Raw genomic sequence first — 14,069 nt, forward strand, 5'->3', positions numbered from 1 at the left:
CCCAGGCAACTAGAAACTAAACTGTGTCCTGATATTGCCCACATAGACAGTTGAATTGCTCTCGAAATTATTGGGATTAAAAATGGCATAAAACGCAGGAACGATCGCAAGGTTCTTGTTGATCGGGTAATAGTAGGAAAACTCTAGATCGTACTGCTTACCACCATCTCCAGCACCCGACAGAAGAAAATTGCGCCCCGAGGTATAGCTATGGGGCATCACAAACGAAACCACGCCTAATGCACCCGGTTTGCCTAAATCAGGGAAGCCCAGACCCACTTGGAAAGACTGAACTTTGATATCGCCCCCTGTCCTTGCTGGATTGATTGGATCAATCCCCACGCGCCCCCAGGAATAACGACCAAATAACCCAAATTTCTTCGTAATGTTCCATTCAAGATTCACAATCCAGGCATCGGAATTCGCATCATTCACCCTGCCCCCAAACCCATCATCTGCGTAACCATAGGGCAATGGCTCACCCACCGCACCACCAATGAAACCGTTATACGCCTTAATCCGAGTCCGGGCATAATGCAACTTCAAGTTCAAATTCTGCATCGGACTATAGGCCAACTCCGTCGCGATCGTGTACGTGGAATTGAACAAACCAGCATTCGGATTGCTGGAAGTATTGAAGGTGGCCGAATTCAAAAATTCAGTATTCTCAGCCAAAAAGCCTGTTGTCAATCGTAATTGCGGGCTGATTGTCCAAGTTAAAACTGCACCAGAGCCCCGATCGACGGCATTGGACAGCGTGCTGCCATTGGAGTTATAGCTCGTGGCACCCCGCATGAAAAAAGTATAGCGATTGCCATCGTAGTATTTGTAAAAATTGAGCCGTGGCCCCACCGCCAAACGAATATCCTTGCTCAGTGGAAACGTATAGGACAATTCCCGCACAACCACTGAATTCGCCGTCGGAGATCCTGTCTGATCTAGGAACGGAACACCCCAAGAATTAAAGAACCCAGCCGAGACCAATTGATTGGCAGGAGAATTCCCATTGCCCGTCACCAGCTGCGTCACCAACAAATCTTTGCCCGTAAAAGATGTGTTGAGATTTAAAAATAAGTAATACCCAAAGGTTGCAGCTGTATCACTCCCTTGGCGCACCACGCGGGAAGGTTGATTAGTTATCGGCGATCGACGAGGTGGCGCAAAAGCGCTCCCCGCAACCCCCCGTTCCGTTAAGACATCCCCCGTTGGAAAAGCACCTGTCAGGTTAAACCAAAGATCCCCAGTGAGTTTAGTCGTCGTTGAAAATTGCTGCTTTTGCAAAGTCGCAACCTTACTCTCCAAGGCATCTACGCGCCCCCGCAAAGTTGCGAGTTCCGCAGCAAATTCTGTTTGCAGTTTTTCTAACGTGGCTAAATCTTCTTTGCTCGCCAATGCCCCTGTGGCAGCCGCAATGAGCTCGTTGATACGATCCATACAGGCATTTAAGCCAGCGGCAAATTCATAGCGCGTCAAAGCTCGATTGCCTCGAAAAGTCCGATCGGGATAGCCCGCAATGCAGCCATAACGTTCGACCAACGATTGCAGCGCTTGAAAAGCCCAATCTGTAGGTTTAACATCCGACAGTTGTGAAACCGAATTAATCTGTGCGAGGGGCTCCTCATCTGCCATAACCGACGACCCATCGGTTACATCTGAGGCTTGATCCGCTAACCGCAGTCGATCGTAGTCAGCAATGCCCAATAAGGTTTCTGTTGTTTTACCATTGGATAATGCAACACTGGGTGAAATCATTATCCCTGCTACAACCGACAATGCGAGCACCGACGAACGGAGCCACGAAATTTGCACCAACATTGGCAACAATCCTCACACTAAAATATCAGCTCAAAAATGTCAGCTCAAAAATGTCAGCTCAAAGAATATCTACTCAAAAAGATATCCGCTCAAACTCTAATTCAATGGCTTACGCTCTGCTGCTGGCGGCAATTTCCGTTGGTCTTCTGAAGGTAAAAAACCTGCGTTAAACACTTTATCCACAGGGGGTGGCTCAACCCCCAACACAGTCGCCACCTGCTGAATCGTCTTCTCTAATCGTGCAGGGTCAATCCCTCCTACGCCCACCTTTTCCGATTCTGGTGTGACATACAACTGTTGCAGCGCAATTTGTAATCGCCGCTTCTCCGCATTGGCATCCATCAAAGCATCTCCTGCTTTCGTCACAGAGGCAAGTGCGGCTACTGGATCTTTCAACGTATCTTGAAAACCTTTGACATAGGCCCGAAGAAAGCTTTTGACGACTTCTGGATTCTGATCAAGAAAGGCTTTTTTCACCACGATCGCATTGCCATACAAATCCAAACCGTAGTCCGTGTAATAAAACACATTAAACTCTTCGGGCTTCTTGCCAGCTTTTTCCAGAGAGGGGACTACCGTCGTGGCAAATCCACTAACTGCATCCACATCCCCTTTCAACAAAAACGCTTCTCTCAGCTTCGGCTCCATCGTAATCCATTCGACACTGTCCGGCTTCAGCCCCAGTTGACTGGCTAGAACCGGCCAAATTCTACGAGGTGCGTCGCCTGCGGGAGCACCTAGCTTTTTCCCTGCTAACCCTTTCGGATCATTAATATTACTAGACTTGAGGGTGACGATCGAAAAGGGGGAGCGGTTATAGGGTACAGCAACGGCTACAACGGAATCGTTGGGGTTCTTGGCATTAAACTCAATCATGGAGTAAATATCGCCAAAGCCAATCTCAAACTGGCCCGCTGCAACCTTGGTGATGGTATCCGATGAACCATATCCACGCTCAAGTTTGACATCCAAGCCTTCCTCTGCAAAATAACCACGCTCAATGGCTAACGTAATCGGCGCATTATCCCCTTGTAACAACCAGGATGGATTCACTTTAATCGATCGTTTGCCCTGGGTATTACTAGTCGCAGTAGATGTACCTGGAGCACTTGAATTGGGTGCTTGTGCCTGACACCCTGTAAAAACCATCGCGCCAACTAGTAGCATTGGCAATAGCAAACGTTTCATCACTCCATCACTCCTCTGTTAACGACCCCACTATGTCTATCCCTATGTCTATCCCATAGACATCAATCAACTAGACATCAATCAACTAGACATCGATCAACGGCTTATTACCATTAACAGATCATTCAACCAATCATTTAAGCTATTCAGCCAATGATTCAATCAAGGATGATCCGCCAAAGTCTCAGTGAATGCAGCCAAATATTAACTGAATATTAAATTCATATCTAAATCAAATGATTGTCTCGAAGCAATTGCTCCAAAATATTGCAACTCAACATGCATTCAATTGTTTGAAACACAAACTGTTATACATGAACTATTCATGCTTTATCTGATGAGCCAGCTAATGACTGAGTAAAAACTGAAACCAAGGATGAAACTGTTATGTGGGATACGATCATGCAGTTTTTTTTAGCGCATGATCAATAATTATGCTGGCACACCATCTGTCTCTCTCTCTTGATTGCTAGTCTTCATTTCGTGCGTAACGAGACCTAAGTTTCAGCATGTCTATCCCTGAATCGAGGTTACTCTATGCTCCAGTCTGAGTACATTACTGATGTTCGGAATAGTCGCGCTTCATCCTCCTTCCTTGAGTTCGATCGTGTGGGTTTAGAGTATCCCTTTGAGGGGGGCATGCGGCGGATTATTGAAGAGGTTAGTCTATCCATTGCGCCGGGTGAATTTGTGTCCTTTGTAGGCCCCAGTGGTTGTGGCAAGACCTCTATTTTGCGGATGGTCTCTGGATTAGCTCCTGCGCCGATCGGGGCAGTGCGGATGCGCGGGGAAACCGTCACCAAGCCTTTGCGCAATGTGGGAATTGCATTTCAAAATCCTGTGATGATGCCTTGGCGCAACACCATCAGCAATGTGATGCTGCCCTACGAAGTGGTACAACCTTTTAAGCGCGACTTTAAAGATCCGAAGAAACGGCAAGCCATGGTGCAAGAAGCCCAAAAATTGTTGAAGGTGGTGGGGCTTCAGGATTTTCAGGAGCAATATCCGTGGCAACTGTCCGGTGGTATGCGCCAACGGGCTTCTCTTTGCCGAGCCCTGATTCACCAGCCAGAGATTTTATTATTGGATGAACCTTTTGGAGCACTTGATGCCTTCACGCGGGAAGAAATGTGGGTCATGCTGCAGGAACTTTGGATGCAGGTGCAATGTGTGTGTATTCTAATTACCCACGATTTGCGAGAGGCCGTATTCCTATCCGATACGATCTATGTGATGGGGCCCCGCCCCAGTTCGATCGTCTATCAAGTGAAACCCAATCTCCCTCGGCCTGTGACCCCAGAAATGATGTTGTCAGATGATTTTAATCATATTGTGAATGACTTACGGCGACACATTCATCGAAATTAGACAAATTGGCCTGCTCTTTCTGACATGATTGGTTGTCCAGTAAGTTTCTTGAGGGTTTATGGAAGCATTAGAGAAATTCTCACGATCGAAGAAGGCAACGATCGTTCTACCATTAGTCGCAACGTTGTTTTTCTTAATCCTTTGGGAAGTTTTGACCATTGTTTTAAAAATTCCATCCTTTAATTTGCCTGCACCTTCCGTGGTTTTCAATGCAATGATTACGAAGTGGCCAGCAATTATGGAGAATTCGATTCAAACGTTATTGACGACCTTGGCAGGATTTTTCTTAGCAATTATTACTGGAGTGATTTTAGGTTTTTTGATTGGGTATTCTCGGTTAGCCTATGTAATTCTTTATCCTATTTTAGTGGGATTTAACACAATCCCGAAAGTTGCCCTGGTTCCCTTATTTGCGCTGTGGTTTGGGATTGGAACAGTACCAGCCATTCTCACAGCTTTTTTATTAGCTTTCTTCCCGATCGCGGTTAATGTAGCCCTGGGGTTGGATACAGTAGAGCCGGAAATGAAGGATGTCATGCGGGCTTTGGGTGCTAGCCAAGTGGAGATATTTCAAAAAATTGGCTATCCCCATTCCCTTCCCTATATTTTTGCATCCCTGAAAGTTGCGATTTCCTTGGCCTTTGTGGGGGCTGTGATTTCAGAAACCGTGGCTTCCAATCGCGGCATTGGCTATATGATTGTCAGCGCCAGTTCTAATTTTGATGTGCCCCTTGGTTTTGCAGGACTGTTGATGCTGGGGATTATGGGGACATTACTGTATGGGCTGTTTGCAGGACTTGAGAAAAAGGTAATCTACTGGGCACGATGAGACAGGCTGGGCCAGTAAAACATTAGGGGCAGAAAAGCACTGGGCACACAAAACCAGAGGTGCAGTGGGTCAAGTCCGCTCTACCACTGCACCTCTGGCCCACGCTATCGCTCAAGGGCTGCTAATTGTTGCTAGTTCTGTCTACTCTTCCTGCGCCGCTTAGAGCTAGTTTGACTCCGATCGATTCAACCATTGCCAATGAAGATAGTTGGCATGCAAGAACTGTGGCCGTAGGGAGCGAGATGCGTCCTGCAATGGTTGCTTTGAGTTTGCGATCGATGGTGCTGACCGAGCTTGATTTCGTTGATGGAAGAATTTCATATTGGCCTCCGAGACTGTTTCTGAGGCACAACCAAACCTGTCACCGCACTCTGAAAAGGTACGTTCGAATCTTTAGTCTGTGCTTTTTACTACATTTTGATTCTAGCACGATGCAAACTGTCCAACCAGGGGGGTCATCAATTGATAACCCACAATTTTTATTCCCTCTGAGTGGAGTCATAAACTCGAACTTTGTGAGCGAGATTGCAGCATTCACAGTCCCGGCCTTTGTGCTTGCCAAAGGAGAGGATGACTGGAATGGGTCGATCGTGGGAAGACGCTTGCAACTTTTGCTGGGTTTCACGATTGATGTAAGGAACGAGCCGATCGTACTCAATACCAACGATCTTATTGTTTTTCAAACAGCCGAGATTGAGCTCATATTGGCCATCACGGTATTGATTAATCGTATTCTTCGCTTCAATGCCTTTGGCGATCGCCCGTTGGAACCCTAAATCGCCAAACTGGGTAATTCGCAAATAAGCCGCAGTCACCGTTTCGTCAAAACGTGGCTCCTGCCGTGTGACTACATACCCACACACAGCAGTGTTAAATTCATCATTCCCAAAAATTCCGTATTCTGTAGTCGATCGTTGGGTAGACAGGGCGGGTAGGTCACAGGGTGGCTCTGGAGCAGCAGGCACAGCCTGACTGGGAGTGGATGGCTGGGGCAAAGGAGCTTCAGCCGCGATCACGGGAACTTGCAGACCTAGGAAGCCCCCAATGGAAACCACAAGGCCCATAGAAAAAATAATTGCTTGTCTTGTTGGCCAGTTTAGGTATTCCATTTCAGTCTGCCCTCGCGATCGCGCACCTTAGCTCAAGCTGCTTAGATGCTTATGTTCCATAGATCCCTCACAAACTGCCATGATGCAATTAAAAGATGTTGAATTTGTATCGAGTCTTGAACAGATTTGCCAATGGAACAGCCAACGGATGGAGGAAACCCACTGGAAATTCATTGTTCCCCTACAATAGAATGACCACCCGTGGAAATAGCTCCGCCCGTGGAAATAGCTCCGCTGAAAAAACTCGGCTAGGTTCTAGCGACCTGGTTGACAGCTACTTCAGGGATCACTACTTGACTGACGGTTACTTTTGGGTTCTCTGGTCACTGCATTATGGTTACTGAATTAAAGCTCTCCTGTCCCCCCCTAGTTCATGCCAACGATCACTTTGCGATAACCTTTGCCCCCTTGTCGATCGACGAAGCCTATCGGCTGGCGGATGACGGAGCCAACGGCGCGATCGTCCTCATGAGTGGCATGGTACGCAACAATACCGAAGGGCGCGGCGTCGATTTTTTAGAGTATCAAGCCTACGAACCCATGGCTCTGCGGGTGTTTCAGCAAATTGCCACGGAAATTCGGCAAACTTGGCAGGATGTGACCCACATTGTGATTCACCATCGCACGGGAAAATTGGAAATTGGGGAAGTCAGTGTGTTGGTGGTTGTAGGTTGTCCCCATCGATCGGAAGCCTTCGCCGCCTGCAAATTCGCGATCGACACCCTAAAGCACAACGCTCCCATCTGGAAAAAAGAGCATTGGGAAGATGGTTCCAGCACCTGGGTCAGCATTGGCGCTTGCGAGCAAAACGAGAATAGCAACTGCTAAAACGTCCGGTTTACTGAGGTTGGTATCCACGGTTGATATCTATCCCGAAAACACACGTTTACTAGATCAGTAGTAGAAATTGAGTGCGCAAAGGAAGGCAATTTTTGTACTCAATCATCAGCACGAAATCGCTAGATAGAGCACCTGAAGAAACATTACTTCCTAGTAAAATCAACTGATAAAGATCGCTAACGATGAATTGTCCCGATCGCTTGCAGCATCACATCCCAAAACACACCATTTTGAACAAATAGTCCAAATCGAACCACTAGTGGGATATCCGGATCAATCCTTAGCTTTTCAAAGGCAAACGGTACAATTAGCAATGCCAACATCGCTGCCAACAGAAAAGTTGGACGAAAATCCTGACCGCGAATGACACCGCTAAAATAGACTCCCAACAGCACTCCACAATACATCATGCCTTGTTCCAGAACTGAAAGCTGGCCCTCCTCGGCCTGGGTTATCCCGTACCAACAAGCTACTAACAGCGATGAATAACGATCGGAGCCGCGATCAACGGGCCAATGCTGTCGTGAAGTTCTAGGTCGTAACTGCTGTCTGCCTATCGATCGATTCAGGTCAAAGTATTTCAGCAGATTCATGGAATTTCCTTAAATACAGTAGATCAACGAACAGTTGTCCCAACTAAACTGGGTACCACCCTTTTGCTTCAGGTGAGCACTTGGCTGCACCTTTCTCCTTTAGGCGATAATTCTCGCAGGAAAGTTTCCCGATTTTGGGCGATCGGCAAGAACCAAACAAGGTCTTTACAAATATGAAAAATCTGGATAAAGAAATTCAACCTAAGATGGGGCAAGGTATAATATTGCAAGCCTAAACCAAGTTAAGCCATCTCTTATCTGATGAACTGCACCTTAACTGGTGAACTGAACGATCGGGAACAATCAAAGTCTTGGCAAAAAATTGATTAGTCCCATCCTTGTTTTGGGAACTGCTGAGTGCAGACTACACCTCTCAGACCATCCTAAAAGCCTTGAGGCAACAATACCGTGCGAATGCGTTGCAGCAAGGTGTTAAACGGCTGCCAATTATCGTCTTGGGTAATCGGTTCCCAAACCGCTTCAATTTCTGGACGGGTAATGACTAAATCCGGATTTTGGGCGTAGAGTTGGGCTTGGATAGCAGGCAAGTCGGCCTCTGGAACGGTGTTTAACAATTGGTGATAGCGTTGTCGCCATTGATCGAATAACGGTTGTAGATCGGCGATTTCGATCGGGAAATCTGCCAGAATCTGGTTAGCATCCTGTCGCCAAGTGGGCGAAAATTGTCGAGTGAGTTCCCAGAAAAAGCCATGGTAGCTGGTTTGGGAATTGTGGAGAAATTCGATCGTCGTTTTCAACAATTCCCTTGCCAGTCCATCATCCGCTAATTCTTCCGTTTGCCCAAAGCCAAGCTTTTTCAGCATGAGAGCCCGATAGGTTTGGCCGTAGTGGGTGTCATACTGGGCGATCGCGGCGTCGAGATCTGATTCAGAAATCACTAGCTTCAACGGAACCTGCAACATTTGGAGATTCCATTTACAAATCATGGGTTGATTGGAATAGGCATAGCGTCCGAAATAGTCAAAATAGGCAGCGGTAAATTTCGGATCAAGGCTGGGAATAAAGGCGTAGGGGCCATAGTCAAAGCTTTCGCCCGTAATCGCCATATTATCGGTATTTAACACCGCATGGCAAAATCCCGCCGCCATCCACTGCGCAGTTAATTCCGCTACTCGACCAACTAATTCTCCATAGAAGCGGGCATAGCGATCGGGCTCTGGTAGCAAGTGAGGATAGTAATATTCGATCACATGCTCCAATAGATTGGCGATCAAATCCTTACGACCTAGGTAATGCAATCGTTCAAAGGTACCGAAACGGATATGCGATTGCTGAACCCGAATCATCACCGACGATCGGGTGGGCGAGGGTTCATCGCCCCGCCAGAGTTTTTCCCCTGTTTCCACCAAACTCAAACAGCGGGACGTGCGAACACCCAAACGGTGCAGCATTTCCGCCGCTAACACTTCCCGGACGCCCCCCTTCAAGGTTAACCGTCCGTCGCCCCCTCGGGAATAGGGCGTGGTGCCCGACCCCTTGGTGCCCAGGTCATAGAGCCGATCGTCCACCCCCCGCACTTGCCCATAGAGAAAGCCGCGACCATCCCCCAGCGCAGGATTGTATTCCCCAAATTGATACCCGTGGTAGCGCAAAGCCAGAAAGGGCGATCGGCCTTGAAATTGCCCAAAGGCTTCAATGAAATGGCGATCGCTGATGGCTTCCGGGTCGAGTCCCAACTGCTGCAAGACATCATCATTACGCCACCGCAGCGCATGGCTAGGAAATTCCGCTGCTGGAACGGGATCGAAGTAACCTTCTCCCAACTGTTCGATCGCGGGTTCATAGTTGAGCGCCAGAATGGGGTTCACGGGGGACGGCCTAAAAATAGAACGCTTCCCATCCTAGCGAGATTTGACCGTTCTTTTGCAAGAAAAGATTAATCTATTGGTTAAAGAATTCCCAATCCTAGCCACTGCCTTTTGAAGACTTACGGTCGCTTCAGTATTTAACGGGCGGTTGGGGAACTGGTGGAACTGGATTTTTTCGTCACAACTAGGTTGTCGCGGTGAACGACGGTGTCTTCTCCCGCACGGCCTAGGATTGTGGCGATTTCGTCCGATCGACGGCCTCGGATTTTCTGTAAGTCCTGGCTATTGTAGTTCACCAAGCCCCGCGCCATTTCCTGGCCATGGAGATTGCAGAGGCGCACGGCTTCATCGGCATCAAAGCTGCCCTCAATGCCAATAATGCCAGCGGAAAGCAACGACTTGCCTGCATTGCGAATGGCGTTGACGGCACCATCATCCAAATAGAGTTTGCCAGCGGGAACCATCCCATGGGCAATCCAGCGCTGACGGGCACTGATGGGGCGAGCATGGGGTTCAAATTGCGTGCCGATCGACTCCCCAGCTAGGATTTTCAGCAAGTTCCGGGGTTCTTGGCCGCGCGTGATCACAGTTCGCACCCCTGCCCCCGTGGCAATTTGCGCCGCCGAAATTTTTGTGACCATGCCGCCCGTGCCCCATTGGGTGCCGGAACTGCCCGTATCAACGGCTAAGTCGTCAATGTTTTTAACTAATACGATCGGTTTTGCATCGGGATTGGTGCGGGGATCGGCGGAGTAGAGGCGATCAACATCAGTGAGCAAGAATAACCAATCGGCATCCACCAAACTAGCGACCAAGGCGGAAAGGGTGTCATTGTCACCAAATTTCAATTCATCGACGGCCACGGTGTCGTTTTCATTCACGACCGGAATCACGCCCAGGTTTAACAGTTCTTGGAAGGTTCGATAGACGTTGACGTAGCGGTTGCGTTCCACTAAGTCCCCTCGGGTCAGCAAGACTTGGGCGATCGGTTGTTGCATGGCGGTGAAGAAGTCGTCATAAATCCGCATGAGGCGACCCTGACCGACGGCAGCGACGGCTTGCTTAACGGAGATGACTTTGGGACGTTCGGTTAGTCCCAAGCGGGCACATCCAACCCCCACCGCGCCAGAGGAAACCAGCACCACGCGATGGCCTTGCTGTTGCAGTTCGCTGAGGATTTCCACCAGAGCCGCGATCGTGGAGAGGGCGAGGTTGCCGGATTCTGGATGGGTCAGGCTGGAGGTGCCAATTTTGACGACGATCGTTTGGCGATCGGGCGTTTTACGATCGGGCGTTTTGTGGTCGGTTACAGCGGCGTGGGACATGGTAAGGCAATCAACAATCCAGGGTCGATCGATTTTACCTTTAGAGGGCGTTTAAAAAGTTGAAAACTGTGCCAAATTAGACTCACTGAAATGCTCCCCAAAAATTAAACAAAGACTTAAGATGAACTAAAAGTAGTAGTGCACCTGAAAACTAAGGAAATATCAACGGAGATAGCAACGAAGGCAACGATCGAGGATCAGAAATTCATGGCTTCAACCTATCTAGATAGCTGTCGTCCAGAGTAGCGGTAACCTCTGACGATCGTTATTGACTCGTTGCTGACAGACGCTTGTACTACGAAGGCTCATCTGTATCCCTCGATCGCAGCCCCCCGACCCGGTGGATACAGATGAACCATTAACCCGCGATTCCAACCCACGATCCTAACCCACGATCCCAACCCGCGATCGCAGCTCAAAATCAAATAGACCTAGCAGGTTCGATCGTGCATTTTGTGGTCAAACTATGGTCAAATTATGGTCGAATTATGGTCAAAGATCCCTGTAGGTATAGACTGATTGCCCATCACGGAAATTACCAGGTTGATAGGTTAATGTTTTCATCATTAGTCATTCATTGATCTAACAGGCGCTAAAAATCAAAAGTCAAAATCCAAGAAATCACACTAAAGATATACAAAAAATCCATAAATATACGATCGAAGTGATTGCTCTTATATTTACTTGTAACAAGTGGAAATTCGCAAAACGCACACTCATTTTTAAGCATTTTAATACTAGCGGAATATTTTTAAATCCCCTCAAAAGTCGCTTGACAAAAAATAATCACTAAAATCAGAATCCCCAAAAACCTTTCTTGACAAGCTTTTCAGACCATTTTACAAATCCCGTTTCACCATCATTACAAGTACTTCCTGACATTTTAATTATTTTGATATAGCTTAAACGGCCTATAATGCACTCAAAGCAACTCTTTTTTCTTTCAACGATTGAATAGAGTAACCCATGGCTGAGCATAATCCTTCCAAATCTCTTTATATTGTACTGATTAGCATTCACGGTCTAATTCGGAGTCATGATTTGGAATTAGGCCGGGATGCCGATACCGGAGGCCAAACTAAATATGTAGTTGAATTAGCCAAGGCGCTTGCTAACCAACCTAACGTAGAGCGGGTTGATTTAGTCACGCGACGAATTGTGGATGAGGCCGTCGATCCCGATTACGCAAAAGATACGGAACGCCTGGGAGACAAGGCCCAAATTGTTCGGATTGAAGCAGGGCCAGACGCCTATCTTCCCAAAGAAGAATTATGGCCCCATTTGGATGGTTTCGCCGATCGCCTGTTTACTTGGTTACATGAGCAGCCCCGGATGCCGGACATCATTCATAGCCACTATGCTGACGCCGGATATGTGGGCGTGCGGCTGACCCATTTAACGGGCCTCCCCCTCATCCACACAGGACATTCTTTAGGGCGGGACAAATGCCGACGGCTACTGGCATTGGGGCTAACAATGGAAGATATTGAACAGCGTTACAATATGCCCCAACGCATTAGTGCGGAAGAAGAGACGTTAGGGAATGCAGAGTTAGTCATTACCAGTACTTATAATGAAATTGAAGATCAATACGAACTCTATGATTATTACACGCCAGATAAAATGGCGGTCATCCCACCGGGAACGGACTTAGAACAATTCTATCCACCCAACCCTCAGGATCAGATTAATCAGAGTATTGTTAATTTTGAGTTTAAGAAAGCATTAAAAAAATTTCTAAGTCATCCTGATAAGCCGATTATTCTTGCCCTATCCCGCCCGGATGAACGAAAAAATATTGTTTCGCTTTTAGAAGCCTATGGGCAATCGCCTCGGCTACAGGAATTAGCAAATTTAGTGATTGTTGCTGGTAATCGGGATGATATTCGAGAATTAAATGAAGGGGCTCAAAATGTTTTAACGGAATTACTATTAGTCATTGATTGTTATGAACTGTATGGGCGTGTTGCCCTCCCCAAACACCATACCTCAGGAGATGTCGCTGAGATTTATCGCCTTGCTGCGGCCTCTGGTGGCGTGTTTGTGAATCCGGCGCTGACGGAACCCTTTGGGTTAACGCTTTTGGAAGCGGCGGCCAGTGGTTTACCCTTAGTCGCAACGGAGAATGGTGGGCCTGTCGATATTATTGGGAATTGCCAGAATGGTTTATTGGTGGACCCGTTGAATGAGAAAGCGATCGCCGAAGCCTTGCTGACGATTCTAGAAGAACCTAAACTCTGGCAGAAATTTTCGGAAAATGGCCTTAAAAATGTGGCTCAGTTCTATTCCTGGGATGCCCATGCCCGCGCCTATCTCCAGAAAATTCAACCCTTAGCGAGTCAGCATAAGCCATTACCAAAAGCGCCCCCCTTCCCAAAGGCGGGTCAATACCGCAAACGGGCGATTTTTACCGCGATCGACAATACCTTGGTTGGCAATGTCGAAGCACTGGCGGAATTCGTTAAAGTCGTTCGCCAACAACACCGTAAGTTTTTGTTTGGGATTGCTACAGGTCGGCGTTTAGATTCTGTGCTGAAAGTCCTCAAGAACCAGGGAATTCCCACTCCGGATATTTTGATTACGAGCTTAGGCACCGAAATTTATTATCCCCCTCAACTGAAAGCAGATATTGCTTGGAACCACCACATTGATCACTGGTGGACGCCCCAGGTACTCCGGCGGATTATCGACCCCTTACCGGGCTTGGCACTCCAACCTAAAACGGAGCAAAGTCGCTTTAAGATTTCTTATTACTACGACGCTAATCTTGCTCCCTCTCTGGAAGAAATTTTGACCCTGTTGCGTCAACAAGAGCTCTCTGTCAATACCACACTTTCCTTTGGGCAATATCTAGATTTTGTGCCAGCGAGGGCTTCCAAAGGACTGGCACTCCGGTATGTGGCAAGGCAATGGAACATTCCGTTGGAGCGGGTGTTGGTGAACGGGGGTTCCGGTGGCGACGAAGATATGCTGCGGGGCGATACCTTGGGCGTGGTGGTCGCGAATCGGCATTGGGAAGAGTTGTCGATTTTAAATGATACCGATCGGGTTTATTTTGCGGAGGGCGAACATGCCTGGGGCATTTTAGAAGCGATCGAGCATTATGACTTTTTTAATTCATAGCATTTTGAATTCATAGGATTTCTAATTAATCACATTTCTAATTAATCGCA

The 14,069-nt window shown here is 47.7% G+C and carries 10 protein-coding genes; 4 read left to right on the forward strand and 6 right to left on the reverse strand.

The annotated features are described in order from the left end of the window. Positions 1-9: 9 nt before the first annotated feature. Together ACN4EG_RS14920 and ACN4EG_RS14925 are read right to left on the reverse strand one after the other, a co-directional pair. On the reverse strand, positions 10-1,752 hold the full coding sequence (locus ACN4EG_RS14920) for an iron uptake porin (RefSeq protein WP_431630574.1): 1,743 nt from the start codon (positions 1,750-1,752) through the stop codon (positions 10-12). Positions 1,753-1,911: 159 nt separating this feature from the next. Then, entirely contained in the window at positions 1,912-3,003 is a 1,092-nt protein-coding gene (locus ACN4EG_RS14925; RefSeq protein ID WP_431630575.1) for an ABC transporter substrate-binding protein, read from the reverse strand. 537 nt (positions 3,004-3,540) lie between these two features. Here ACN4EG_RS14925 and ACN4EG_RS14930 point away from each other — a divergent pair. Together ACN4EG_RS14930 and ACN4EG_RS14935 are read left to right on the forward strand one after the other, a co-directional pair. Next, on the forward strand, positions 3,541-4,371 hold the full coding sequence (locus ACN4EG_RS14930) for an ABC transporter ATP-binding protein (RefSeq protein WP_431630576.1): 831 nt from the start codon (positions 3,541-3,543) through the stop codon (positions 4,369-4,371). A 58-nt stretch (positions 4,372-4,429) separates the two neighbouring features. Next, entirely contained in the window at positions 4,430-5,200 is a 771-nt protein-coding gene (locus tag ACN4EG_RS14935) for an ABC transporter permease (RefSeq protein ID WP_431630577.1), read from the forward strand. A 479-nt stretch (positions 5,201-5,679) separates the two neighbouring features. On the opposite strand, the gene ACN4EG_RS14940 is transcribed toward ACN4EG_RS14935, so the two are convergent. Then, positions 5,680-6,264 carry a hypothetical protein gene (locus tag ACN4EG_RS14940; RefSeq protein ID WP_431630578.1) on the reverse strand — a complete coding sequence of 195 codons (585 nt, stop codon included), beginning with the start codon at positions 6,262-6,264 and terminating at the stop codon, positions 5,680-5,682. 378 nt (positions 6,265-6,642) lie between these two features. On the opposite strand from ACN4EG_RS14940, the gene ACN4EG_RS14945 reads away from it, so the two are divergent. Then, positions 6,643-7,137 (forward strand): molybdenum cofactor biosynthesis protein MoaE, encoded by a 495-nt coding sequence (locus ACN4EG_RS14945; protein WP_431630580.1) that lies wholly within the window; start codon positions 6,643-6,645, stop codon positions 7,135-7,137. 188 nt (positions 7,138-7,325) lie between these two features. Here ACN4EG_RS14945 and ACN4EG_RS14950 read toward each other — a convergent pair whose 3' ends face one another. The 3 genes from ACN4EG_RS14950 to proB all read right to left on the reverse strand — a co-directional run bounded on the left by ACN4EG_RS14950 (position 7,326) and on the right by proB (position 10,896). Continuing rightward, on the reverse strand, positions 7,326-7,742 hold the full coding sequence (locus tag ACN4EG_RS14950) for a hypothetical protein (RefSeq protein ID WP_431630581.1): 417 nt from the start codon (positions 7,740-7,742) through the stop codon (positions 7,326-7,328). A 383-nt stretch (positions 7,743-8,125) separates the two neighbouring features. Continuing rightward, positions 8,126-9,571, reverse strand: a complete 1,446-nt coding sequence (locus ACN4EG_RS14955) for a protein adenylyltransferase SelO (RefSeq protein WP_431630583.1) — start codon at positions 9,569-9,571, stop codon at positions 8,126-8,128. A 137-nt stretch (positions 9,572-9,708) separates the two neighbouring features. After that, a complete protein-coding gene (gene proB, locus ACN4EG_RS14960) occupies positions 9,709-10,896 on the reverse strand; it encodes a glutamate 5-kinase (RefSeq protein WP_431630584.1) in 1,188 nt (395 codons plus the stop codon). A gap of 966 nt (positions 10,897-11,862) precedes the next feature. On the opposite strand from proB, the gene ACN4EG_RS14965 reads away from it, so the two are divergent. Next, a complete protein-coding gene (locus tag ACN4EG_RS14965) occupies positions 11,863-14,019 on the forward strand; it encodes an HAD-IIB family hydrolase (protein WP_431630586.1) in 2,157 nt (718 codons plus the stop codon). Positions 14,020-14,069 lie beyond the last annotated feature (50 nt).

The sequence above is a fragment of the Alkalinema pantanalense CENA528 genome (assembly GCF_050753345.1).
GTDB classification, from domain to species: domain Bacteria; phylum Cyanobacteriota; class Cyanobacteriia; order Leptolyngbyales; family Leptolyngbyaceae; genus Alkalinema; species Alkalinema pantanalense.

What these genes read in the sequence shown, in the direction of transcription:
- ACN4EG_RS14920 (WP_431630574.1), bottom strand. Translation starts at nt 1,752, where the DNA reads ATGATTTCACCCAGTGTTGCATTATCCAATGGTAAAACAACAGAAACC.
- ACN4EG_RS14940 (WP_431630578.1), bottom strand. Translation starts at nt 6,264, where the DNA reads ATGGGCCTTGTGGTTTCCATTGGGGGCTTCCTAGGTCTGCAAGTTCCC.
- ACN4EG_RS14935 (WP_431630577.1), top strand. Translation starts at nt 4,430, where the DNA reads ATGGAAGCATTAGAGAAATTCTCACGATCGAAGAAGGCAACGATCGTT.
- ACN4EG_RS14965 (WP_431630586.1), top strand. Translation starts at nt 11,863, where the DNA reads ATGGCTGAGCATAATCCTTCCAAATCTCTTTATATTGTACTGATTAGC.
- ACN4EG_RS14925 (WP_431630575.1), bottom strand. Translation starts at nt 3,003, where the DNA reads ATGAAACGTTTGCTATTGCCAATGCTACTAGTTGGCGCGATGGTTTTT.
- proB (WP_431630584.1), bottom strand. Translation starts at nt 10,896, where the DNA reads ATGTCCCACGCCGCTGTAACCGACCACAAAACGCCCGATCGTAAAACG.
- ACN4EG_RS14930 (WP_431630576.1), top strand. Translation starts at nt 3,541, where the DNA reads ATGCTCCAGTCTGAGTACATTACTGATGTTCGGAATAGTCGCGCTTCA.
- ACN4EG_RS14945 (WP_431630580.1), top strand. Translation starts at nt 6,643, where the DNA reads ATGGTTACTGAATTAAAGCTCTCCTGTCCCCCCCTAGTTCATGCCAAC.
- ACN4EG_RS14950 (WP_431630581.1), bottom strand. Translation starts at nt 7,742, where the DNA reads ATGAATCTGCTGAAATACTTTGACCTGAATCGATCGATAGGCAGACAG.